The sequence below is a fragment of the Rhizobium moroccans genome (genome assembly GCF_057559155.1).
On the sequence record NZ_JBHFJG010000039.1, the window covers coordinates 220,238 to 243,166 of the forward strand.

22 protein-coding genes are annotated in these 22,929 nt (G+C 60.2%); 13 read left to right on the forward strand and 9 right to left on the reverse strand.

Features of this window, described 5'->3' with window-relative positions:
• Positions 1-393 (forward strand): FadR/GntR family transcriptional regulator (locus ACE04I_RS18740; protein WP_487207468.1); only part of this gene is annotated, 393 nt, incomplete at its 5' end.
• On the opposite strand, the gene ACE04I_RS18745 is transcribed toward ACE04I_RS18740, so the two are convergent.
• On the reverse strand, positions 388-2,253 hold the full coding sequence (locus tag ACE04I_RS18745) for a TRAP transporter large permease (RefSeq protein ID WP_046793496.1): 1,866 nt from the start codon (positions 2,251-2,253) through the stop codon (positions 388-390). The two genes, ACE04I_RS18740 and ACE04I_RS18745, sit on opposite strands and share 6 nt — an antisense overlap.
• 76 nt (positions 2,254-2,329) lie before the next feature.
• Positions 2,330-3,388, reverse strand: coding sequence for a LacI family DNA-binding transcriptional regulator (locus tag ACE04I_RS18750; RefSeq protein ID WP_046793497.1), 1,059 nt, complete (start codon positions 3,386-3,388; stop codon positions 2,330-2,332).
• 104 nt (positions 3,389-3,492) lie between these two features.
• Here ACE04I_RS18750 and ACE04I_RS18755 point away from each other — a divergent pair, with 104 nt between their 5' ends.
• The 4 genes from ACE04I_RS18755 (at position 3,493) to ACE04I_RS18770 (ending at position 7,669) form a co-directional block, all read left to right on the forward strand.
• Positions 3,493-4,509, forward strand: a complete 1,017-nt coding sequence (locus ACE04I_RS18755) for a TRAP transporter substrate-binding protein (RefSeq protein ID WP_046793730.1) — start codon at positions 3,493-3,495, stop codon at positions 4,507-4,509.
• Between the two features lie 71 nt (positions 4,510-4,580).
• Positions 4,581-5,120 (forward strand): VOC family protein, encoded by a 540-nt coding sequence (locus ACE04I_RS18760; protein ID WP_046793498.1) that lies wholly within the window; start codon positions 4,581-4,583, stop codon positions 5,118-5,120.
• A gap of 9 nt (positions 5,121-5,129) precedes the next feature.
• Positions 5,130-6,401 (forward strand): RuBisCO large subunit C-terminal-like domain-containing protein, encoded by a 1,272-nt coding sequence (locus ACE04I_RS18765; protein WP_487207469.1) that lies wholly within the window; start codon positions 5,130-5,132, stop codon positions 6,399-6,401.
• Positions 6,398-7,669, forward strand: coding sequence for a four-carbon acid sugar kinase family protein (locus ACE04I_RS18770; RefSeq protein ID WP_487207470.1), 1,272 nt, complete (start codon positions 6,398-6,400; stop codon positions 7,667-7,669). Before ACE04I_RS18765 ends, ACE04I_RS18770 begins: the two co-directional genes overlap by 4 nt.
• 393 nt (positions 7,670-8,062) lie before the next feature.
• On the opposite strand, the gene ACE04I_RS18775 is transcribed toward ACE04I_RS18770, so the two are convergent.
• From ACE04I_RS18775 to minC, 5 genes are all read right to left on the reverse strand, one after another.
• A complete protein-coding gene (locus tag ACE04I_RS18775; protein ID WP_082118278.1) occupies positions 8,063-8,209 on the reverse strand; it encodes a DUF1127 domain-containing protein in 147 nt (48 codons plus the stop codon).
• A gap of 320 nt (positions 8,210-8,529) precedes the next feature.
• The gene (locus tag ACE04I_RS18780) at positions 8,530-9,294 is read right to left on the reverse strand and encodes a siderophore-interacting protein (protein ID WP_046793501.1); all 765 of its coding nucleotides are present in this window, start codon (positions 9,292-9,294) and stop codon (positions 8,530-8,532) included.
• Positions 9,295-9,581: 287 nt separating this feature from the next.
• A complete protein-coding gene (gene minE / locus ACE04I_RS18785) occupies positions 9,582-9,845 on the reverse strand; it encodes a cell division topological specificity factor MinE (protein ID WP_046793502.1) in 264 nt (87 codons plus the stop codon).
• Positions 9,842-10,657 (reverse strand): septum site-determining protein MinD, encoded by an 816-nt coding sequence (gene minD / locus ACE04I_RS18790; protein ID WP_046793503.1) that lies wholly within the window; start codon positions 10,655-10,657, stop codon positions 9,842-9,844. The genes minE and minD overlap by 4 nt, the downstream gene beginning before the upstream one ends.
• A 31-nt stretch (positions 10,658-10,688) precedes the next feature.
• Positions 10,689-11,447 (reverse strand): septum site-determining protein MinC, encoded by a 759-nt coding sequence (gene minC / locus ACE04I_RS18795; RefSeq protein ID WP_046793504.1) that lies wholly within the window; start codon positions 11,445-11,447, stop codon positions 10,689-10,691.
• Between the two features lie 251 nt (positions 11,448-11,698).
• On the opposite strand from minC, the gene ACE04I_RS18800 reads away from it, so the two are divergent.
• Together ACE04I_RS18800 and ACE04I_RS18805 are read left to right on the forward strand one after the other, a co-directional pair.
• A complete protein-coding gene (locus ACE04I_RS18800; RefSeq protein ID WP_487207502.1) occupies positions 11,699-13,021 on the forward strand; it encodes an MFS transporter in 1,323 nt (440 codons plus the stop codon).
• Between the two features lie 116 nt (positions 13,022-13,137).
• The gene (locus ACE04I_RS18805; RefSeq protein ID WP_046793731.1) at positions 13,138-13,872 is read left to right on the forward strand and encodes a FadR/GntR family transcriptional regulator; all 735 of its coding nucleotides are present in this window, start codon (positions 13,138-13,140) and stop codon (positions 13,870-13,872) included.
• A gap of 27 nt (positions 13,873-13,899) precedes the next feature.
• Here ACE04I_RS18805 and ACE04I_RS18810 read toward each other — a convergent pair whose 3' ends face one another.
• Entirely contained in the window at positions 13,900-14,700 is an 801-nt protein-coding gene (locus ACE04I_RS18810) for a carbohydrate-binding protein (RefSeq protein WP_046793506.1), read from the reverse strand.
• A gap of 11 nt (positions 14,701-14,711) precedes the next feature.
• The gene (locus ACE04I_RS18815; protein ID WP_487207503.1) at positions 14,712-16,505 is read right to left on the reverse strand and encodes a heparinase II/III domain-containing protein; all 1,794 of its coding nucleotides are present in this window, start codon (positions 16,503-16,505) and stop codon (positions 14,712-14,714) included.
• Between the two features lie 242 nt (positions 16,506-16,747).
• Between ACE04I_RS18815 and ACE04I_RS18820 the strand changes: the two genes are divergently transcribed.
• Genes ACE04I_RS18820 through ACE04I_RS18845 form a run of 6 tightly spaced genes read left to right on the forward strand, consistent with a single transcriptional unit; the run spans position 16,748 to position 22,891 of the window.
• Positions 16,748-17,698: a carbohydrate ABC transporter permease gene (locus ACE04I_RS18820; RefSeq protein WP_487207471.1), complete on the forward strand. Its 951-nt coding sequence runs from the start codon at positions 16,748-16,750 to the stop codon at positions 17,696-17,698.
• 4 nt (positions 17,699-17,702) lie between these two features.
• Positions 17,703-18,539 carry a carbohydrate ABC transporter permease gene (locus ACE04I_RS18825; RefSeq protein ID WP_046793508.1) on the forward strand — a complete coding sequence of 279 codons (837 nt, stop codon included), beginning with the start codon at positions 17,703-17,705 and terminating at the stop codon, positions 18,537-18,539.
• Positions 18,540-18,543: 4 nt separating this feature from the next.
• Positions 18,544-19,716: a glycoside hydrolase family 88 protein gene (locus ACE04I_RS18830; protein ID WP_487207472.1), complete on the forward strand. Its 1,173-nt coding sequence runs from the start codon at positions 18,544-18,546 to the stop codon at positions 19,714-19,716.
• Positions 19,717-19,724: 8 nt separating this feature from the next.
• Entirely contained in the window at positions 19,725-20,834 is a 1,110-nt protein-coding gene (locus tag ACE04I_RS18835; RefSeq protein ID WP_487207473.1) for an ABC transporter ATP-binding protein, read from the forward strand.
• A 23-nt stretch (positions 20,835-20,857) separates the two neighbouring features.
• Positions 20,858-21,580 (forward strand): DUF624 domain-containing protein, encoded by a 723-nt coding sequence (locus ACE04I_RS18840; protein WP_487207474.1) that lies wholly within the window; start codon positions 20,858-20,860, stop codon positions 21,578-21,580.
• Between the two features lie 30 nt (positions 21,581-21,610).
• The gene (locus ACE04I_RS18845) at positions 21,611-22,891 is read left to right on the forward strand and encodes an ABC transporter substrate-binding protein (protein ID WP_046793512.1); all 1,281 of its coding nucleotides are present in this window, start codon (positions 21,611-21,613) and stop codon (positions 22,889-22,891) included.
• Positions 22,892-22,929 lie beyond the last annotated feature (38 nt).

Sequence of the window (22,929 nt, forward strand, 5' to 3'; positions counted from 1 at the left end):
GCCCTGCGGGCGACAAGCGACGATATCGTGACACTTTACGCGATCGCCGCCCGGTTCGACGATCTTTCCCATACGCCCGAAACGGTCGCCAAGGTCGATCTCGAATTCCATCTGGCGATCGCTCACATGTCCGGCAACCCGTTCATGCGGGCTGCAAGCGCGCTGATCGAAGCCGCGCTTGCCATTTCCTTCCAGCTTTCATCGCCCGCCGCCTCGCCTGAGAAGATCGACGAGGTTGCGACCAACCATCTGCGCATTGTCCACGCGATCGCCTCTCGCGATCCGGAAAGGGCGATCGCAGCCATGCGTCATGTCATTGAAGTCGGCAAGCGTCGCATCCGCGCCTCGCTCGTGGCTTCGGCCCGTGCGGACGAACCTGTCGCCCGATCATAGGAAGGCCGTCGACAGGATCGGAAAGACCGCGATCAGAACGAGCCCGATCAGGAGCGCGCCGATATAGGGCCAGATCGCCTTCATGGCCTCGTCCGGCGAAACGGCGCCGATCTTGCAGGCAATGTAGAAACCGATGCCGATCGGCGGCGCGATGAGGCCGATGTTCATCGCCGTCACCACGACCATGGAATAGTGCACATCGTTGATACCGAGCGTCTTGGCGATCGGGAACATGATCGGCGCCATCAGCACGATAGCCGGCAGGCCTTCCAGCACGCAGCCGAGCACCATGAAGATCGCGATCGTCACCGCCATGAACGAGAGCCAGCCACCCGGCAGATCGGTAACCGCTTGCGCAAGCTGGAAGGCAAAGCCGGTCTGTGTCAGTGCCCAGGCCATCGCGGAAGCGCAGCCCAGGATGATGAGGATCGCGCCGGAAAGGGCTGCGGTTTCCACCAGCATAGAATAAAGCCTGCGAAATCCTATGCCTCCGTAAAGCACTGCGCCGATGATGAGCGCATAGACGACAGCGATCGTGGAGACTTCGGTCGCCGTCGCCACGCCACCGCCAACCGCACTGCGGATCAGGAAGGGTAGCAGCAGAGCCGGCGCGGCGACCAAGGCAGCCTTGCGGATGGTTACGAAGGACGCACGCTTCACGCCCGCCATGGATTCATGCCGGGACTTGAAACGGGCGAGTACTGCCAGCACCAAGAGCAGCACCATGGCGATGGCAAAACCGGCGGTGAACAGCCCGGCGATCGAAACGCCCGCTGCCGAACCCAAGACGATCAGCACGATCGATGGTGGCACGGTCTCGGCCATCGCCGCCCCGGTCGCCAGAAGCGCGATCATTTCCGGCGGCTTATGGCCACGCCGCTTCATCTCCGGAAACAAGGCCGGCGCAACCGTCGCCATGTCGGAGACCTTCGAACCGGAGATGCCCGACACCAGAAAGAGGGAGCCGAGCAGCACATAGGACATGCCGGCGCGCACATGCCCGAGCAGCGAGGCCAGGAATTCGACGATCGCCTTGCCCATGCCGGTGGCATCGAGAATGCAGCCGAGCAGCACGAAGATCGGTACCGAGAGTAGAATGATGCTCGACATGCCCTCGTCCATGCGGCCGACGATCACAAAGATCGGCACATTGCTTGCGAAGGTCAGGAATGAAAGCGCGCCGAGCCCGAAGCAGAAGGCGATCGGAACACCCATGATCAGCAGCGCGCCGACGCCAAATACCAGGAAGAGGACGATATTCCAATTTCCGAGCATTTGGAGCGCGGGTGTCAAAGCCCAGAACGCGCCTGCCACCCCGCCGATCACCGCCGCCGCAGCGAGCAGCATTCTGACATTGCCGAGACGAACGCCGTGAAGGAGTACCATGGCCAACATCATGGCAAGTCCGACGGGAAGGGCCGACGCACGCCAGCTCATGGGGATCATGAGAGCGGCCGAGGTGACGTAGCTTTCCTCGATCGCATATTCGACCGCCGGATAGAGAAGACTGCCAAGGAAAACGGCTGTCAGCAGGAGCCCGAGAGTGGTGACGAATTTTTGGCTGCGTTCGCTGAGGAGGTTGAGAAACACCGTCAACCGCAGATGCTCATGACGATCGATGGCAATTGCCGCACCCAGCATTGCCAGCCAGAGAAAAGCGATGGATGCCGTCTCGTCTCCCCAGATGATCGGCGACGAGAATACATAACGCGCGATGACCCCGATCAGCAGGATCGCGATGATGAAAGTGAGCAAGGCCGCGCAGGTCATCTCTATCGGCCGCATCCACACCGAGCCGCGTACCGGCTGCTCGAGTTCTGTTGCCGCAAGATCGCTCACGGCGTCTGTATTCATCGTCATGGCATACCCTCCCCGACGCCCGCCTTGCGGTTCCGCCGTCTCCTGAAACTCAACTATCGATGGACTCCTGCCCAGTTCACGGCAGGTTCTCCCGGAAAATCACTTCGCTGCGCAGTGGCGCCACATCCTCATCCGCCGGACGCCCATCGCGCAGGTTTTGAAATACGCGTGCGACCCGGCCGATCGTGTCGCTGGGGTTTTGGGTGATGACCGCATCCATCGTGCCGTCGATCAGGAAAGCCCGCGTATCGGGCGTCAGCCCGTGGCCGACAAAGACGAGCGAATGCTCACGCCGTGCGTCCTTGATGGCCTTGCCGACGCCGCTGGCGCCGCCGCCGATATTGTAGATGCCGGCAAGATCCGGATGCTGGCTCAGCAGCATGCGCATCTGCCGATAGTTCATGGTCTCGTCGTCGTGCCCCTCGCGAATGCCCACGACCTCGATATGCGGATAGCTTTCCTTCAGCACATGCAGAAAACCCATCTCGCGTTCTTCATGGGCGCGATAGCTGAGGCTGCCGGCGATCATCGCCACCTTTGCAGGCGCCTTGCCGACGAAGCGGGCGATCAGATAGCCGGCAAGCCGCCCGGTCGAGCGATTGTCGAGCCCGAGATAGGCGACGCGCTGGGCATTGGCGATGTCCGATATCAGGGTAACGGTCGGCACGCCTTTGTCGGCCAATCGGTTCACCGCCTCGCGCACGGCCGGATGTTCGAGCGCCATGAAGGCGACGCCATCGGCCGAGCGACCATGCCTTTGCAGCGCGGCCGCCAGAATCTCCGGATTGAAGCTCTTGATGTATTCGACTGTCGGCTTGATGCCGTGCTTTTCGAACAAGGGCGCCTGGTCGACGATCGATCGACCCAGATGCGTAAGATAGCGGTTGGTGCCGGCTGGCAAGAGAAAGGAGATGTTGGCAAGCCTGCGGGGCTCCGCCGGATTCAAATCACCCTCATCGACATAGCCGAGTTCCGCGGCGGATTTCATCACCCTATGGACCGTCGGTGCACGGACCCCCTGCCGCCCGTTCAGCACACGATCGACGGTCGCGGTCGAGACCCCGGCATGCCGTGCCACGTCCACAATGGTCGGCCGGCGGCTCTTCTCAGTCGTGTCGAGAGGCGTTTCAAGCATATGATCGCATCAAATTACATCAGAAATCGTGTTTGACTTCATCATTCATATGATCGAATTTCCGGCTTGGGAAGTGACTTTCTTATGGGGAGGTAAAAATGACGATGACACTTGACCGCCGCACCCTCTTAAAGGGCATGGCCGCCGCACCTGCCGTGGGCATGGCGTTTTCCGTTCCGCGCTTCGCGCGTGCGGCCGAAATCCAGCTCCGCTACGGCAACAACCTGCCGCTCAGCCATCCGCTGAATATCCGCGCCAAGGAAGCGGCCGACCGGATCGCCAAGGAAACCGATGGCCGGGTGGAGATGATGATCTTTCCGGCCAACCAGCTCGGCGGGGATACGGACATGCTATCCCAGGTGCGCAGTGGCGCCCTGACCTTCTTTACGCCCTCCTCCCTGGTCATTGCGACCCTCGTGCCGACCGCGGCTCTCAATGCGGTCGGCTTTGCTTTCAAGGATTACGATCAGGTCTGGAAGGCCATGGACGGGCCCGTGGGCGCGCTCGTCCGCAGCAAGGTGGCGGATGCGCGTCTTTATGCCCTGGAGACCATGTGGGACAACGGGTTCCGCCAGACGACCACGAGCGGCGACCCCATCGCGAATGCCGATTCCATGGCGGGGTTGAAGATCCGCGTGCCGGTGAGCCCGCTCAGCATCGATATGTTCTCGGCGCTTGGAGCGTCGCCGACCAGCCTACAGTTTAGCGAGGTCTACTCCGCGCTGCAAACCAAAGTGGTGGACGCCCAGGAAAATCCTCTGCCGATCATTCAGGTCTCCAAGATCTACGAGGTTCAGAAGAATTGCGCCCTGACGAACCACATATGGGACGGGTATTGGTTCATCGCCAACGGCCGGCAATGGTCGGGCCTTCCGGACGATGTCAAGGATGTGGTCGCCCGCGCCATCAATGAAGCCGGGCTCAAGCAGCGCGAGGATATCAGGACGCTGAACTCGAGCGTCCAGTCGGACCTCGAAAAGACTGGGCTTGCCTTCAATACCGTGGAAACCGACAGCTTTCGAGCCAAGCTCAAGGAAAACGGCTTTTACGCGAAATGGAGCAAGGAATTCGGCGACGAGGCCTGGGGGGCGCTGGAAAGCGTCGTCGGCACTCTGGCCTGATATTCCCAAAGCGGCGGCGATGTTCGCCGCCGCATCAAAATACATCAATCATGAAGACACAAAGACATCAAATGAGTCGTTTTTTCGGAAAGATCCGCCAGGCGGGATACGTCGTTGACGATATCGAAGCGGCAATGGACTATTGGACCCGCGTTCTGGGCGTCGGCCCCTTCTTCTACAATGAACGGGTTCCGATCGTGAACTATCGCTATCGCGGGGAAAGCCACGCTCCGCATAATTCGGTGGCGCTCGCCAATTCCGGCGAATTGCAGATCGAGCTGATCCAGACCCGCAACGACGTGCCGTCCATGTATCGCGACTTCCGCGAGGCCGGCCATCGGGGCCTCCAGCACGTCGCCTACTGGACCGACAGTTTCGATTCCGATCTCGAGCGCATTACGAAAGAGGGTTTTAAGACGGTCATGAGCGGTGAAGTAGGCGAAAACGGCCGTTTCGTCTATTTCGACACCCATTACCATCCCGGCACGGTAATAGAACTCTCCGAGGTCGCGGGGCCCAAGGGACGCATGTTCGATGCCATTCGGAAGGCCTCCGAAAGCTGGGACGGCAAGAACCCGGTGCGTCCCTTTCCCGACCTTTCCAAGATCTGAGGGCTGGCGGTGACGGATACGCATTTCGAGGCGGACTACCTGATCGAGACGCCGCTGCCATTAGCGAAGGTCGCGGATATCATGGCTGGTGAACAGTCCTGCGGCACCTTCACCAAGGTCGAGGGGGAGACCGACGACTTGCGCGCGCGCGCAGGAGCCGAGGTGATCGGGATCGATGACCTCGGCGAGGTGGAGACGCCCACGCTGCCGAGCGCCTGGCTCCATCGTCGCGGCGTAACGAACCGCCCCCTCAGAGCGCGGATCAAGCTCCGGTTCCCGATCGCAAATATCGGCGTCAATCTCGCCGCGCTCGCCTCGACAGCGGCCGGCAATCTCTACGACCTCGGCGAGGTAACGGGTCTCAGGCTGGAAAGCATTACGCTTCCCCCATCCTGGCGCCGCCAATATGCCATGCCTAGACAGGGTATCGTCGGAACGCGACGGCTTGCGGGCGTCACAGGCCGGCCCATGATCGGCTCCATCATCAAGCCCAATGTCGGCCTATCGGCCGCGGAGATCGGCAGGCTGGTCGAGCGGCTTTGCAACGCCGGCATCGATTTCATCAAGGACGATGAGATTGCCGCCAACCCGGCTCACGCGCCACTTTCGGAGCGGATTACGTCCGTCATGGCGGCCGTCAAGCGAGCCGAGGACAAACTTGGCCGTCGCGTGATGATCGCCTTCAACATCACGGACGAGACGGATGCCATGCGACGCAACGCCGATCTCGTCGCGCGTCAAGGCGGCACCTGCATCATGGCCAATCTGAACTGGTGCGGCTTTTCCGCCGTCCAGACGCTTCGCCGCTCGACCGATCTCGTGCTGCACGGCCATCGCAACGGCTTCGGCGCGCTGTCGCGCTGCGATGTGCTCGGCATATCCTTTTCCGCCTATCAAACGCTGTGGCGGCTTGCCGGCGTGGATCACATGCACGTCCATGGACTTGACGGAAAATTCGCACAGGAAAACGGTGAAGTCATAGAAAGCACGGCGCTTTGCCTGACACCACTCGATGACCAATCGGACGATCGCGTGCTGCCGGCATTCTCCTCGGGACAATGGGCCGGCACCGTACCGGCGACCTGGAAAGCAGTCGGCGGCGACGACTTCCTGTTCATGGCCGGCGGCGGCATCATGGGACATCCGGGCGGGCCGACGGAGGGCATTGAAAGCATTCGGGCAGCCTTCCGCGCCATGCGGGAAAAACAGACGCTCGAAGACGCCGCCAAGACATCGCAGCCACTCCGCAAGGCGCTCGATTTTTTCGGGAAGGTTGCATGAGAGGCGAGATATCGAAGCCGTTCTACGGTTGGTATGGTGATGACTTCACCGGCGCGACGGATACACTCGCGGCCCTCTCCATCCGCGGGGTTAAGTCATTCCTCTTTCTCGGCCCTCCGTCGGAGCGCCATCTCGATGAGATCGGCAGCCTTCAGGCGATCGGCATTGCTGGCTCAGCCCGCGCCATGACCTCGGCCCAGATGCGAGAGGAACTGGAACCCGTCGGGCGGTTTTTCGCCGATATCGGCGTGCGCGTTCTGCATTACAAATGCTGCTCGACCTTCGACAGCGCCCCCGATATCGGAAACATCGTCGTGGCGATGGGAGTGCTGCGAGGCTCCTGCAGCCAGACGCAGGCTATCGTCCTCGGCGGACAACCCTCGCTCGGACGGTTCTGCGCCTTCGGCAATCTTTTCGCCTCTGCCGGATCAGGCGGAGAGATCTACCGCCTCGATCGGCATCCGACGATGAGCCGGCATCCATCGACCCCGATGGCTGAAGCCGATCTGCGCAGACATTTCCAAGCACTCGGCGCCAGAGAAATCGCGCTCGTGCCGTGGACGACGTTCGACGGCCGGGAAATCGAGGTAGATTCGGAATACGATATCCTGCTGGACGCGCTGAGCGACGATCATGTGATCGCGATCGGGCAAGAACTGAAGCGCCGCGCGCGCAGGGGCTCTTTTCTGATTGTCGGCGCAAGCAGCGTGGCGGAAGCTGTTTACAACGATCAGCCAATCGTTTCGAGGGGGCACCCCCTAGGAAGCACCGAGGGTCCGGTTTTGGCGGTTACAGGCTCCCTGTCGCCGCTGACGCGCCGGCAGGTCGAAGCCGCGCGCGCATTTACCTGCATCAAAGCCGATGCGGGGCGTTTCATCGATGAAGACGCCTATCGCGAGCACCTTGCCGGAGAGATAGCTCCGATCCTTCGCAACGGGCGCAATGTGCTCATGACGACGGCGCCGGAAGATCCTTTCGCAATGATCGGCGCGGATGCCCGGCTCGCACGAATGACGGGGTGCTTCGTCGATCGACTTCTGAAGGAGGTTCCGGTACGCCGCCTGATTGCCGCTGGAGGCGATACGTCGAGCCACGTTGCCCAGTCTCTCGGTCTCTGGGGGCTTGCTTATGGTGGCCAAATCTCCCCCGGCGTTACCATTTCTGTCGGGCGAAGCGACGACGCTTTCCGGGATGGCATGAGCCTGATGCTGAAGGGCGGACAGATGGGCGATGAGGATATTTTCGACCGCTTCGAATCCATGGGATGAGCGGCGACAGGTCGCAATTTATCTCGATGAAATGACCAGCCTCCCGGTCAGAAATGAAAAAGCCTGCCGCGGGAGGAGGTGCGGCAGGCTTTTTCAAACTGTCCGAACAGCGGCATGGGAGGAGGAGAGCCGCTGTTCCCCGCGAAAAACCCTGGGAGGAGGAGTAGGTTCTTCGCGAACACGAAGCTCTGTGGGAGGAGGTACATCGCTTCGTTGGATTGATAGTTACCTGGGTCCGGGCTCAATTCCTAGGCACGAATTTACAGGGCAGCTATGCACATCTCGAATATCTCTTGAGCGCTCCGGACAATCAAAGCCCAAATAACCCCACAAAACAAAAACGCCCCGCTTATCTTGGCGGAGCGCTTCGTAATTGGCTGTCAGAAGTCGATATCAGAAGCCGGCCGCAGCACGAGCAACGGCATGGATTCTGCCGCGTTCGATACCGAGATCCTGCAGCTCACGGCTCGACATACGGCCGAGTTCTGCGACAGTCTGACGATACTTGCGCCAATTGTTGAACGAACGTGCGATATTCATAACGGTCCCCTTTCCTTGGGCTTCGAAGCCGGCTGCCAGTCTTCGGCGCCCGTTTGCTTCGATGCACTGTATATACTATGCACATGGCCTAACTTGCAGTGCCAAACAATCAGCACACCCATGCACGCATTGCATAGATAGCCGTCGCACTGCCTAATCGGCAACTCGTCATGGCAAAAGGGGCGGTCCCGACCAACTGCCGGAGCCGATGGTATCGCCGAACGTCCAATCCTTGCCGTCACACAGCCAGGAGAATATCGTGGATGGCTTCTCCGACGCCGGTCGCCGATTGCCGATTCTGGTCGGACCGTGTCTGCCAGCTATTCGAATTTCTCCGTCGCATCGGCCTTGCCCTTTACCCAATAGCCGGAGGCCTTCAGCCAGCCGGTTGGCAAGCCTCGTTCCATCAGATGGACACGCAATGCGCGCACGACGGAGGCTTCGGCCGCGATCCACACGAAGATCTCCGGCTTGATCTCCGTGCGGCGGAGCTGATCCAGCAGCCTTGCAACATCCGTCGCCTCGCAAAGCGGCCGATGAATCCAGTGGCAAGTCACCTGCGCCTTTGTCTTGAATTCCTGTTCTTCCGCAGGTCCCGCAACCGCCGCGATGACGGTGATCTCCGTTTCCGGGCCACTCTCCTCGATCCTGCGACCGATCGCGGGCAATGCAGTCTCATCACCGATTAAAAGCCACTGTCTTACGGTTGGCGAAACGACGGCGGAGCCACGCGGCCCGCCTACGGTCAATGCATCGCCCGGACGGGCGCCGATCGCCCACTGGGTCACCGGGCCCGCCTCGTGAAGGGCGAAATCGATGGTCAGCGTGCGCGCCGCATTGTCATACAGGCGCGGCGTATAATCGCGATGTTCCTCGGAACCGTCTTCCACGGGCACGAAGATCTTCACATGATCATCAGGCGCAAGGCTGACGAAATCGACGAGGCTGTCCCCGGTCAGCATGATGCGCTTCATGTTGGGCGTGACATCCTCGATATGCGTGACGGTCAGGGACCGCCTTTTCAATTCGTGGCGGACGCGTTCGATGACGGGCGCTGGTGGGGTTTGAAGCGAAATATTGTCCATCCGTGTCCTTTCGCAGCTTCGGGCGCGACCTGCAGGACACAGTCGCGCAGATCGAAGCCGCACAGCCGTTCGATCATACGCGTTGGGTGACGTTAACGCTTACGTGACCGGGCGAGCCGGTCAATGACGCCAGTTCAATAGCGGAGCTTCGCGCCGCGGGCAATAAAAACTTTCAATTAACACTCAAGAAATAGAGCGCTCAAAAAATTTGAACGGCACACGGCCATAAACCGCATGGCTCCGCCGTCCGTAACGGCGAAGCCAATGGTAAATATCCCGGAGCTCGTTCAGGCCGCGCGCGCGCCCGCGTTTAGCGGGATTTCGACATCGATCTCGAGGATCGACACCTGCTCGCCACGATCCATCTTGACGGTGACCTTGTCGCCGTCCACCTGCACATGCTTGGTGATGACGGCAAGGATTTCCTCGCGCAGAAGACTGACCAGATCCGAATGGCCGACCGAGGCCCGCTCATGGGCGAGCAACACCTGCAGACGTTCACGCGCCGTCGGCGCCGAATTCTGCCGTTTGAAGAAACTGAAGATGCTCATGCTGCCCTCCGTCCGAATATCTTGCCGAAAAGGCCGCGCTTCTCGCCAGGTATGGTCATCGGTACGGCTTCACCCGCCAGGCGCCGCGCCGCATCGTGATAGGCCATTGCCGGTACGCTGCGTGCATCGGCAAGCGTCACCGGCGCCCCGATATTGGAGGCCCGCAGGACGTCCATGCTCTCCGGGATAATGCCGAGAAGCGGAATGGAGAGAATCTCCAGCACATCGTCCACCTTCAGCATGTCACCCCGTTCCGCGCGATTTGCATCGTAGCGGGTGAGCAACAGGTGCTTTTCGACCCGTTCGCCCCGTTCCGCCTTCGCGGTCTTGGCATCGAGCAGGCCGATGATGCGGTCGGAATCGCGAACCGAGGAGACTTCCGGATTGGTGACGATGACGGCCATGTCGGCGTGGCGCATCGCAAGGGTCGCACCACGCTCGATGCCGGCCGGGCTGTCGCAGATGATCCAGTCGAAATGCCGCTTCAGCTCGTTCATGACGCGCTCAACGCCTTCCGGTGTGAGGCTGTCCTTGTCGCGGGTCTGAGAAGCCGGCAGGAGGAAGAGCGTGTCCAGCCGCTTGTCGCGGATCAGCGCCTGCGGCAGCTTGGCTTCGCCCTGGATGACGTTGACGAGGTCATAGACGACCCGCCGCTCGGCGCCCATGACGAGGTCGAGATTGCGCAGCCCGACATCGAAATCGACGACAACGGTCTTTTCGTTCCTCTGAGCCAGGGCAGCTCCGATGGCGGCACTCGACGTTGTCTTGCCGACGCCGCCCTTACCGGATGTGACTACGATTACTTTCGCCATTTTGCTCTCCTGTGTGCTGAGCGCCGGGGGCTCAGACGAGTGTCTCTGCCATAATCGCATCGCCTTCGAGCCAGAGCTGGACAGCTTTGCCGCGAAGATTGGGGGCCAGGTCTTCGGCCGTTTTGTAAATTCCGTCGATCGCCAGGAGTTCGGCTTCCAGCTTGCGGCAGAAGATGCGTGCCGAAGAGTTGCCGACCGAGCCGGCAAGCGCCCTGCCCCTCAGCGTCCCGTAAATGTGGACCGAACCGCCAGCGATGATTTCCGCTCCCGAAGCGACCGAGCCGATGACGGTGACATCGCCTTCCGGGAAGATGACCGATTGGCCGGAACGCACGGGTTCACGCACCACCATGGAGGGGAACGCTCTTACCGCAACAACAGCCGGTTCAGCGGGCGGGGGCGGCGGTTCCTTGCGGCTGGAGGCCGGCGACTTGGCGTCCGCTCCCACCTCCGCCGACGGGACCTCGACATCGGCCGCAGGCCTGCCGCCCTTCATGGAAGGGGGCATTCCCGGCTCGAAGAGCGATGCCCGCCCGCCCTCGATACCCATGATGGCCACATTGCGCTTGCCGAGTTCGGCGATCAGGCTTTTCAACTGCGGCCGGTCGATGTCGATCTCGGACACGTCGAGAACGACCGGCCTGCCGAGGAAGAAACCGGCGGATCGAGCTGCCAGGTCGTCAAGCCGGGCAATCCAGTCGTCGAGCGGATGCTCCGGAGAAAGAACGACCGCCAGAAACGAGCGGCCCTTGATGCGGATGGAACGGCTGTCAGTTAGCACTTTGGTCATCTGTGTTAATTTTTCCTTGCCACCGATGTACGCGAACCATGGTTAACAAATGGTTACCGCGCGGCTCGCTCGGGTCATTTAAAACGCCCCGTCGCGCACAGGCTGAAACCGCAAGCAGTCGCCGGCATTGTGGTCATCATACCAATATCAAAAACATCATCTGACTTGACGAAATACAGCAGACAAGCAACAACAAAGGTCACCTGTCCTCATTCGGTTTTCCCTTGCCTCGCGTCCCGCTCATCTTGTCGGTGGCTTTGTTCATGGAAAGCATGGACGCCACGGTCATATCCACCTCCCTGCCGGCGATCGCCACCGATATCGGCACGACCTCGGTGGCGCTGAAGCTCGCCTTCACCGCCTATTATGTCGCAATGGCGATGTTCGTTCCCATGAGCGCCTGGCTTGCCGACAGATACGGTTGCCGGAACGTGCTTCGGTTCTCGATCGCGCTTTTCATGCTCGGCTCGCTCGGATGCGCCGTATCGCAATCGCTTGCCCATTTCGTCTGCGCCCGGTTCGTGGAGGGTGCGGGAGCCGCTTTTATGGCTCCCGTCGCCCGCCTGGCGCTTTTCCGCATCACCCCCGCCAAGGATCTCGTCGGCGCGACGTCCTGGCTGACGATCCCGCCGACCGTCGCTCCGATGTTGGGGCCGCCGCTTGGCGGCTTTCTCACCACATTCGTCGCATGGCAGTGGATCTTTCTCGTCAATCTTCCCGCTGCGCTGGCCGGCATCGTCCTGATGACGCGTTTCATGCCGGACCCGGTCCGGCTCCCGACCCGGCGCCTTGACCTGATTGGCCTCCTCCTCGTCGCCATCAGCCTGTCCGGCCTCGTTTTCGGCGCTTCGCTGATCAGCATGCCGGTGCTGCCGATATGGTTCGGACTGGCATGCATCGCGCTCGGGGTGGGAGCCGGAGCGATCTACGTCCTACATGCCCGAATCTCGCCAAACGCCATCCTCGATCTCACAGTCTTTCGCGAACACACCTTCCGGGCAACGACGATCGGCACCACCCTGATGCTGATGGGCTGCGCCGCCCTTCCCTATCTCACCGCATTGATGCTGCAGCTTGGCTTCGGAATGAGCGCTTTCCAGTCCGGCCTCCTCGTCTTTTCGGGGGCGATCGGCGCGCTTGCAGCAAAATTCATCGTCGCGCCTTTGTTCAGGCGCTTCGGTTTTCGTCGGGCGATGATCTATTCTGCCCTTCTGGCCGGCCTCGGCGTCGCCATCAAGGCGACGCTCCTGCCGAGCACGCCGGCCTTGCTCATCGTCGCGCTGCTTTTTGTCAACGGCCTGATCCGATCCATCTATTTCACCGGCCATGCGGTTCTGACCGTCGCCGACACGGCACCCGAACAGGCCGGCCACGCCACCGCCATCGCAGCAGTATCACGGCCGGTCGCCTCGGCGCTTTCCTTCGCGATCGCGGGCGGCTTGCTGGGGATACTCGCGCCAGACGGAGCCAATACGATCGCCGATTTCCACTTGGCGATCGGCATTGGCGCGATCCTGTGCGGAAGCGCCGCAATAGCCTTCCTCGCATCTAGAGCCCCATCTGCTGCGCGATAGCTTCCTTCAAACTCGTCCGTTGAAAGAAGGGGCTATTTGTCATACATGTGATGAATCAGGATAGCATGCTCATGCATGCTTCATTCAAGCCGATGCGAGGGTATGGAAGCGTGGCTATGCAAGTGAAGGATCGCAGCAGAGGTCCTGGATCGCTGGTCTCACAAGTCGGGGAAAGCCTCCGGCAGGCTATATCGAGCGGGCAGTATTCGCCGGGCGACAAGCTTCCGAGCGAGGTCGAGCTCACCGAAACCCATCGCGTCAGCCGGACCGTGATCCGCGAGGCGGTGGCGGCCCTTCGCTCCGATGGGCTTGTGGAGGTACGCCAAGGTGCTGGGATCTTTGTCCTCGGCGGCGAGGTAAGCCCTTCCGTTTCGGGGCGAAAGATCGACAGAGCGCGCGTTTCCTCGGATTTGGAGGTTCTCGAGATCCGGACGCCTGTGGAGATCGAAGCTGCGGGGCTTGCAGCCCTGCGGCGCTCACCGGCGCAGGAAGAGGCTATATTCGAATGCCACCGTAACATCCTTAAATGCATCGAGGATGACAGATCCATCCGGGACGCGGATCTGGCGCTTCACGTCGCGATTGCCGAAGCCACGAACAACCCGCTATTCGGTCAGTTCCTCGAATCTCATGGCCCCGCTGCCATTCCACATTCCAGGGTAGTGCCCGAATCACGCGCTGCTGAACAGACCGCTTACCGACGAATGATCCATAAGGAGCACGAAGCGATCGTGATGGCGATTTCGGACCGGAACGAGGACGCCGCGCGCCATGCGATGCGCGATCATCTGAGAGGCAGTCAGCTCCGCTATCGGGATATGCTGAAGGATTTTCGCGCCTTTTCCAGCTGAGCCGACGGCGCCACCGCTTGTCGGCGATCAGCCAGCCTCTCGCTTCAACTCTTTCCCCCACACCTCGATTTGCGTCAAAGCCGGAAACGGCGACGGATCTTCGGCCTTGATCAGGTTATGCAGCCTGATCCATTCCACGGTGCGCGGCTCCACGGAAACGCACTGCGCAGCACCCGACTTCGCAAGGGCAAAACAGGAGGTCTGGCCGTCGGAAAACGTGACGCTTGCCTTCTCCCACCAGGAATCATGCGGGAAATCCGCCCTTAGATAAAAAACGATCTCGTCCACCTGCACGGGACGGCCGAACTCAACCGTCAAGGCCGCCTGCGGATCGCGATTGATGCCCCAGCTCGTATAGGGCCAGAACCCATGATTGTCGTTGGCCTTTTCTCCATCGATGGCGTTGCGCGCGGCAAATGCCGCCTCGCCTCGGGTTTCGACATTCGCCGTCGCATGCGGAAAAAGCGTTCCATTGGCGTGATCGTCCCAGGGGTTGAGAGCGAGGTTGCGCCGCAACTCGATCTCGTCCCGCCGCGCCTTACGCACATAGAGCCGGTGGATATCGCCACTAAAAGCACGTGGAGAATAGGAGGCGCGCTTGTCTCCGAAGGGTATGGCCAGCGAATAGGACCGCCCCTTCAGGTAGACAACCGCCGGGCTGATCGCGTCGTCCAATGCGAGGACCACATGCCCGGCTTCCGACGCCTCTACCACAAGCCGGTCGCCCTCGTCATACACCCGGCGATAGACGAGCAAGGTCTCGCTCCCTCCTGTCGCGCTGGCCAAGACAGCACCATTGGCGTTCACAACCTTCAACGTCAATTCCATCCTCGTCCTCCTCAGACGATCCGCATTTTCAGGTAGTTCTTCGTGAAGGGGATGCGCAGCCGGTAAATCCGGGCCGGCCATGAGAGCCGAAGCCGGGCATCTTCGATATCGATCGGCTCGATCTCGACCTCTCCCGCACCATCCAGCAGAATTCTTCCGAGATCGGGAAGATCGATCCCGCCCATAGCGACCGCCGGCGCTGCGCATGTCATCAGCGAGAGGACCACCGGCAAATCCCCCTCATGAATATCGATGATTTCAACCTCACGGCCCCGTCGAAGCGTGACGGTGCGTCGATAGCTGCGCACCTTGGCTTCCGGCGGATAAGCGCCGGCGATATCGAGCGACATGCGGGCTTCTTCGGGCCTAAAATCCGTCTCGACATCGCGGGCGGCAAACTCCGCGCCGGCCGACTGCATCACCCCGCCGAAGGTCGGGAGATTGTGAAACGCCGACTGCATCGTCCAGATCTCATACCGGCGGGGTGAAAAAGTCTTGGCGGTATAGGTCTCCACCCCCACGTCGATCAGCAAGGGGCGTCCGTTCTTATAGAGCGTCACGCTGCCGACATCGTTGTGGTTGTGGCTTTCACCGTTGTGGCCGCCTTTCACGGCAAGCGCGAAGCGCTCGTCGCGGGCGATGAACAAACCGATCCCAGGGTAGAAGATATCCCGTTTATTTGTCTGCCGCGGCTCGGCCATGGCGATCGTTGGATCGGCCAGCAATTCCTGCACGCGGTACCAGAGGTTCCATTCCTTCGGCAAATGCGGGCTGTCACTATGGGCCCTGTCGGCCGCGGCAAAAGCGACCAGTGCTTCCGAACCGACCGCCTTCCCGAACAGGTATTCGCGTATGCTACAGGGTTCGACAACTGCCGAGGAATCCGCAAAATTGAAATAGTAGCGGCCCGCCACATGCATGTTGAGAATGTATTCGGCCATGTTGCGGATTTTGGGCTCCGATAGGAGGCGCGCGAATACGCCCGGGGCTGCGGCGTCCAAAATGATCATCGCACCATGCAGGCAAAGCGCTGCGTGACGATAATAGACGACACCTTCCTCACAGGCCCCGTCCTCGGCATAATCCTTCAGGAAGGCATCGAGGCTGCCTAGCGCTTTTACGAGGATTTTTCGACGCAGCGCCTGATCGGTGTTGAGGCAGAAGGCCGAAAGCAGGACATTCTGGGTGATCCAAGCGGTCCAGTTGTTCATCCTCTCGTCGCCGCGGCCCATCCACCAGAAATGTCGGCCGAGATAGGGCGTAAAGATACGGCTTTCGACCTCGCGCTCGATACGGGTGACGATCTGCGGACTGATCGCATCGAGCTGATCGCGCAGCAACGCGGCAAGGGTCGCCAGTTGCGCGGCGGTTTCGGCCGCGAAGAGATCGATGACAGGCCGCGAATTATCGGGAAGAGGCAAGCGGGGGCCGCCTCTCTCATAGCCATTATGCGCCGGAAGTTGCCAGCCGCTTTCCTCCGCGATCAGGAAAATCCCATCCACGATCGCAGCCAGGAACCTCCCCTCGCCCTCGAGCATTTCGCCGAGCACCAGATCGTTGAGCATGCGACGCCGCGTAAAATAGAGACCTTCAAATCGCGATCGATTGCCCGACGAAATGTACTCCCGATAATCGGAGGCCATGATGACGGGCCAAGGCCGCGAAAGGCTTGCCTCCGCATCCCTGACGACGAGATCGCGCAGCGGTTCCGAAACGGCACTCCAGCTGGCGCGATCCGAAAAGGCAGCCCCTGGGATGAAATCCCTCAGAACCTTCGGCAGGTTGCCCGCAATCTCGCTGAACATATCCTCTCCCCGCGCCGAAAGAGCGATGACGGCATCGGCTTTGATGCTCACCTATCATACGTGTTCGGCAATTTCTATAACATTCGTATGATCTATTCAGAACTTGTTTGACCAATGCGCGATATATGCTATGTGGTCACCAGGAGGCGGGAGCGGACGCCACGGTCGTCGGCTCCAACGTGCGGAGGCTTCGGGCTCCGGACCGTAAGGGGCAGTACGCCAAGCTGGGAGGAAAGGTATCGGTGTCCATATCCAATTCGGCCATCGCAACGGACCGCACGCCGGCAATCCCGGCCCGGAAGGTCAAGATTCTGTCCAGGCGTCGCCGGAAAATCCAAGACGCACTGATCGCCTATTCCTTCATTGCGCCGAATTTCATCGGCTTTGCCGTCTTCACGCTTGGCCCCATCCTCTTCGCCTTCGCATTGGCCTTCATGCATTGGGACGGCTCCAACGCGATAACCTTTGCAGGCCTCGATAATTTCTGGCGCCTTTTCGAAGACAAGGCGTTCATTTCAGCCTTCTGGAACACGGTCATCTATACGGTCGTATCGGTGCCCGCGACGCTCGCCTGCGCGCTCGGCCTGGCTATCCTCCTCAATCAGAAGATATTCGGGCGGGATTTTTTCCGCACCGCCATGTTCTTCCCCTATGTAGCCTCGCTGGTGGCCGTCGCGGTCGTCTGGAACATGATCTTCAATCCGGAGATGGGTCCGGTGAACATGATTCTCTACACGCTCGGCGTCGATCCGAAGGACATGCCCGGTTGGGCCGCCGACCGTCATTGGGCCATGGTCACGGTCATCCTCTTCGGCATCTGGAAGAACATGGGCTATTACATGGTCATCTATCTGGCCGGGCTGCAGGGCATCAATTCCGAGCTCTATGAAGCGGCTGATCTCGATGGAGCGAATTCCTGGCAGAAGTTCCTCTATGTCACCGTGCCCCAGCTTGGCCCGACCACCTTCTTCGTCACGGTGATGCTGACCATCCAGTCCTTCAAGGTATTCGATCAGATCTACATGATCACCCAAGGCGGGCCCGGCACATCGACGCTTGTCCTCGTCTATCATATCTATAACGAGGCCTTCATCTCCTGGGATCTCGGCTATTCCAGCATGGTCGCACTGGTTCTCTTCTTCCTGGTTCTGGCCGTCACCATCGTCCAGTTCCGCCGCCAGAGGGAGGATTGAGATCGTGAGAATCGCCGGACGCCGAATCACCGCAAAGACAGTCGCCATCTACGCCCTGGTCATCGCCATCACCGTCGTGATGCTGATGCCCTTCGCCTGGATGCTTTCAGCCTCGCTCAAACTCAGCCGTGACGTCTTCGTCTTCCCGATCGAATGGATTCCGTCGGAGCCCAGATGGCAGAACTACGTGGATATCTGGACCAAGATTCCGCTCGCACTGTTCATCTACAATACGTCGAAGCTGACAATCATTGTCACGGTCCTGCAGCTCCTGACCTCGAGCTTTGCGGCCTATGCCTTCGCGAAGCTCAACTTCCCCTACAAGAACGCGCTGTTTCTCGGCTACATCGCCACAATCGCCATGCCCTGGCAGGTCTATATGGTGCCGCAGTTCCTGCTGATGCGCGAGTTCGGCCTCAACAACACGCATCTGGCACTGATCTGCCTGCAGGCCTTCACCGCCTTCGGGGTGTTCCTCATGCGGCAGTTCTACATGTCGATCCCGACTGAACTCTGCGAGGCCGCCCGCATCGACGGCATGAACGAGTATCAGATATGGGCCAGCATCATGCTGCCGCTGTCGAAACCGGCTCTCTCGACACTGACGATCTTCACCTTCGTCACCACCTGGAACGACTTCCTCGGCCCGATGATCTATCTGACCAAAACCGAGCTGAAGACGATCCAGATCGGCTTGCGCATGTTCATTGCGCAGTATTCGGCCGAATACGGATTGATCATGGCCGCATCGGTCGTGGCGCTCATTCCGGTCCTGATCGTCTTCCTGTCACTCCAGCGGTTCTTCGTCGAGGGTGTCGCCTCGACGGGGCTCAAGGGTTAAGTCCATGAATGCAGTCTCGCCCTTCACCCCTCAACCGATCACCGATACCGAGGTGAAGGCTGCGCTCGATCTTGCCGTCGAGCAGGTCCGTCGAAACCTTCCGCAGTTCACCCATGCCTCGCAGAACCATTCGAGCATCGGCAACTTCTATCCGGCCGTTGCCAACGACCAATGGACGGCGGGCTTCTGGCCGGGAGAGATCTGGCTCGCCTTCGAGCACACCGGCGACAAGGTCTTCCAATACTCAGCGCAGATTCAGGTCCAGAGCTTCTTGCATCGGATCGAAAACCGCATCGAGACCGATCACCATGACATGGGCTTTCTCTATTCGCCCTCCTGCATCGCGGCCTGGAAGCTTGTCGGAGACGAGGACGGCCGCAGGGCCGCGATTCTGGCGGCCGACCAACTCATCGAACGCTTTCAGCCGATCGGCCAATTCATCCAGGCCTGGGGCCGCAAGGGCGTTGCCGAAGAATATCGCTTCATCATCGACTGCCTGCTCAACCTGCCGCTCCTCTACTGGGCGAGCCGCGAGACCGGTGACCCGAAGTACCGCGACATCGCGCTTATCCATGCGCGCACCACGCTTGCGAATTCCGTTCGCCCCGACGATTCCACCTATCACACCTTCTACATGGACCCCGTGACGGGGGCACCGGTGCGGGGCGTCACCAAGCAGGGATACAGCGACGAAAGCTTCTGGGCGCGCGGACAGGCCTGGGGCATTGCCGGAATGGCGTTTTCCTACCGCTACGAGCGGATCGAGGAATACCGCCGGACCTTCGACCGGCTGCTCGCCTTCTATCTGAACCGGCTTCCGGCGGACATGGTGCCCTATTGGGACCTCATCTTCTCGGATCAGGACGGGGAACCCCGCGACAGCTCATCCTCATCCATCGTCGCTTGCGGGCTTCTGGAGATGGCCGAACTCGTCGAGCCTCAAGCCGCCGCGCGCTACCGCGAACTGGCCCGCCGCATGATGAAGAGCCTCGCCGAGCACTACGCCGTCAAGGACCCGGCCATCTCCAATGGCCTCGTCCTGCACGGTACCTATTCGAAGAAATCGCCGCTCAACACCTGCCGCGGCGAGGGCGTCGATGAATGCGTCTCCTGGGGAGATTACTATTACATGGAAGCTTTGACGCGCCTTTCGCGTAATTGGTCTTCCTACTGGTGAGAGGACCGATGGCCAGCATTTCGCTCAAGAAACTGAACAAGACCTACGGCGCTCTCACGGTCGTTCACGACATCGATCTCGAGATCGCCGACAAGGAATTCATCATCCTGGTGGGGCCGTCGGGCTGCGGCAAATCGACGACATTGCGCATGATCGCGGGCCTCGAGGAAATTTCCGGGGGAGAGCTCAAGATCGGAGGGGATCTCATGAACGAGGTCCCCTCCAAGGATCGCGACATCGCCATGGTCTTCCAGAATTATGCCCTCTATCCGCACATGACAGTGTACAAGAACATGGCATTCGGCCTGCATCTGCGCAAAGCCCCCAGGGATGTCATCGACAAGCAGGTCCAGGACGCCGCACGGGTTCTCGACATCACGCATCTCTTGAACCGCAAGCCGAAGGCTCTTTCCGGCGGGCAGCGCCAGCGCGTCGCGCTCGGCCGCGCCATGGTGCGCAATCCCGCAGTCTTTCTGCTCGACGAGCCGCTTTCCAATCTCGATGCCAAGTTGCGCGGGACGATGCGTGCCGAGATCACCAAGCTGCACAAGCGCCTGGATGCGACTTTCATCTATGTCACCCACGATCAGGTGGAAGCCATGACCATGGCAGACCGGATCGTGGTGATGAAGGACGGCCATATCCAGCAGGTCGATACGCCGCAAAACCTCTACGACCATCCGATCAACATGTTCGTCGCCGGCTTCATCGGGGCCCCGCAGATGAACATGCTGCCATCCGTCATTCATCGCCGGGACGACCGTTTCTTCGCCGTTTTCGACGGCCGTGAACTGCCGCTTCCGGCCCATTTCGATAAAAGCCGCATTGCACCCTACGAGGGGCGCGAGCTGGTGCTCGGCATCCGGCCTGAAAATTTCCACGAGCTGCCGCCTGGCGATATACCGCTGGAAAACCTGGCGCCCTTCAAGGCCGTCGTGGAACTCGCCGAACCCATGGGCTCGGAAGTGCATCTGAATATGGTTGCCGGTGGACGCAGCCTTATCGCCCGCGTCTCTCCTCGCTTCAGGGCGGGCCTCGGCGACGAAGTCAAGCTGGTCGCGGACGTGACCAATGTGCAGCTTTTCGACACGGAAACGGAGCGCTCGATCTTGTATTGAGACGATCGCCGGGGGAGACGGCCATGCAGTGGCTGCAGGATATGTGGACGAAGGAAGGGGCGGGCATCCCCAAGGATGCGCCGAAGAAAACTGGCCTTGCCCTTTTTGCCGCGATTTTCGCCCGCGAATGGTGGGAAATGGTGAAGCTCAACATCCTGTTCCTGCTCACCGCCATGTTCGTCGTGACGCTTCCCGCGGCACTGGTGGCGATGGCCCGCGTCTGCGTCGCCTTCACCGAGGATCGGAACACATACCTGCTGCGCGATTTCCTGGAGGCCCTTGTCCGCTATTTCTGGCGCGCCACGGCCTGGGGGTTCGCATTTGCCGCCGTTTTCGGCATCTGGGGCTATGCCGTCATTGCCTACGCAGCAAGCGCAAGGGACAATCTTCTCCTGACGGTGCCGCTCACTATCAGCCTCGTCATGATCGTCTTCGTCACGGTCGTCGCGTGCCACCTGCTGGTGCTGATGGTGATGCGCGATCTTCCCGCATTGAAAATGTTGCGCCTTGCGGCACTCGCTTCGATCGTCCGTCCGCTGCCCGCACTCGGCGCCCTGGCTTTTGCCATAGCCCTCTGGCTCGTCCACATCGCCTTCTATCCGGTGTCGGTCTTCATGCCGGCAACGGTCAATTTCTCACTTGGAATGTTCGCGGTCACCTTCGCCGTCCATCGCGCGGCGACAATGGTTCTGGCAACCCAGCAGGACAGCGAGCCGCATGCCCGTAATGCTTCGCAAAGCGTCTAAATCAAAAACTCAAGGGAAGGAGAGTTTGAAATGTATCTGGATCATCTTGGGAGGTCGGTGAAATTCGCCCTGGCCGGATTGGCCTTGGCGGCAACCACCGCAAACACTGCATTCGCCCAATCGGGCGAACCCGTAACGCTCAGATGGGCGCTCTGGGACTGGGACAAGGTCGCCTATTACAAGCCTCTGATCGAGGCCTATCAGGCCAAGCACCCCAATGTGAAATTCGAACCTGTCGATCTCGGCTCGCAGGATTATCAGCAGATGATCTCGACACAGCTGACCGGCGGCTCGAAGGACATCGATATCGTCACCGTCAAGGATGTTCCCGGCTACGCCAACCTGGTGCGCGCCGGCAATATCACCGATCTCAGCGCCTTCATGACAGAGCAGAAAATCGATCCGGCTGGCTATGGCGGGCTGATCGAGGAACTGACGATCGACGGCAAGATCTATTCCCTGCCATTCCGGTCGGATTTCTGGGTCGTCTATTACAACAAGGACATCTTCGACAAGGCCGGCGTAGCCTATCCGACGAACGACATGACCTGGGCGCAGTTCGACGAGATCGCCGGCAAGCTCACGGGCGGCATGGGCGCCAACAAGACCTATGGGGCGCTGCTGCATACCTGGCGCTCCACCGTTCAGCTGCCCGGTATTCTGGACGGCAAACACACGCTCGTTGAGGGCGAATACGACTTCCTGAAGCCTTGGTACGAACGGGCTCTGGCCTTGCAGGAAGATGGGGCCATTCCGTCCTACGCCTCCCTCAAGACGTCGAATACGCATTATTCGGCATATTTCTTCAACAGCACGGTCGGCATGCTGCCGATGGGAACCTGGTTCGTCGGCACACAGATCGCCAAGGTTGCCTCGGGTGAATCCAAGAGCAAGAACTGGGGTATCGTGAAGTTCCCGCATCCAGATGGTGTCGCGGCCGGCACGACAGCCGCGCAGATCTCCGGTCTCTCGGTCAACGCGAATTCCGAGCACAAGGAAGCCGCGCTCGATTTCATCAAGTTCGCCGCCGGACCGGAAGGCGCAGAAGTCATCGCCGCCACAGGCACCTTTCCCGCCCTTCGCACCGACGACGTGAGTGCGAAGATCGCTTCCCTGCCCGGTTTCCCGCAGGATGAAACCAGCAAGGAGGCGCTGAAGGCCGGGAAATCCTACCTGGAGATGGCTGTCGATCCGAATGCCGCGAAAATCGAGGTCGTGCTCAATCGTGCGCATGACTCGATCATGACGGACAACATTTCCATTGAAGACGGGTTGAAGGAAATGGCCGAAGGCGTGAAGGCCATCAAGTAGCCTCCACGACACGTCGAGGGGGGGGGCATGCTTTTGCC

Coding starts and splice junctions, on each gene's coding strand:
- ACE04I_RS18760 (WP_046793498.1), top strand. CDS start 4,581: ATGAGTCGTTTTTTCGGAAAGATCCGCCAGGCGGGATACGTCGTTGAC.
- ACE04I_RS18815 (WP_487207503.1), bottom strand. CDS start 16,505: ATGTTCAGCGAGATTGCGGGCAACCTGCCGAAGGTTCTGAGGGATTTC.
- ACE04I_RS18830 (WP_487207472.1), top strand. CDS start 18,544: ATGAATGCAGTCTCGCCCTTCACCCCTCAACCGATCACCGATACCGAG.
- ACE04I_RS18810 (WP_046793506.1), bottom strand. CDS start 14,700: ATGGAATTGACGTTGAAGGTTGTGAACGCCAATGGTGCTGTCTTGGCC.
- minE (WP_046793502.1), bottom strand. CDS start 9,845: ATGAGCATCTTCAGTTTCTTCAAACGGCAGAATTCGGCGCCGACGGCG.
- ACE04I_RS18780 (WP_046793501.1), bottom strand. CDS start 9,294: ATGGACAATATTTCGCTTCAAACCCCACCAGCGCCCGTCATCGAACGC.
- ACE04I_RS18745 (WP_046793496.1), bottom strand. CDS start 2,253: ATGACGATGAATACAGACGCCGTGAGCGATCTTGCGGCAACAGAACTC.
- ACE04I_RS18845 (WP_046793512.1), top strand. CDS start 21,611: ATGTATCTGGATCATCTTGGGAGGTCGGTGAAATTCGCCCTGGCCGGA.
- ACE04I_RS18835 (WP_487207473.1), top strand. CDS start 19,725: ATGGCCAGCATTTCGCTCAAGAAACTGAACAAGACCTACGGCGCTCTC.
- ACE04I_RS18805 (WP_046793731.1), top strand. CDS start 13,138: ATGCAAGTGAAGGATCGCAGCAGAGGTCCTGGATCGCTGGTCTCACAA.
- ACE04I_RS18750 (WP_046793497.1), bottom strand. CDS start 3,388: ATGCTTGAAACGCCTCTCGACACGACTGAGAAGAGCCGCCGGCCGACC.
- ACE04I_RS18755 (WP_046793730.1), top strand. CDS start 3,493: ATGACACTTGACCGCCGCACCCTCTTAAAGGGCATGGCCGCCGCACCT.
- ACE04I_RS18840 (WP_487207474.1), top strand. CDS start 20,858: ATGCAGTGGCTGCAGGATATGTGGACGAAGGAAGGGGCGGGCATCCCC.
- minD (WP_046793503.1), bottom strand. CDS start 10,657: ATGGCGAAAGTAATCGTAGTCACATCCGGTAAGGGCGGCGTCGGCAAG.
- ACE04I_RS18775 (WP_082118278.1), bottom strand. CDS start 8,209: ATGAATATCGCACGTTCGTTCAACAATTGGCGCAAGTATCGTCAGACT.
- ACE04I_RS18770 (WP_487207470.1), top strand. CDS start 6,398: ATGAGAGGCGAGATATCGAAGCCGTTCTACGGTTGGTATGGTGATGAC.
- minC (WP_046793504.1), bottom strand. CDS start 11,447: ATGACCAAAGTGCTAACTGACAGCCGTTCCATCCGCATCAAGGGCCGC.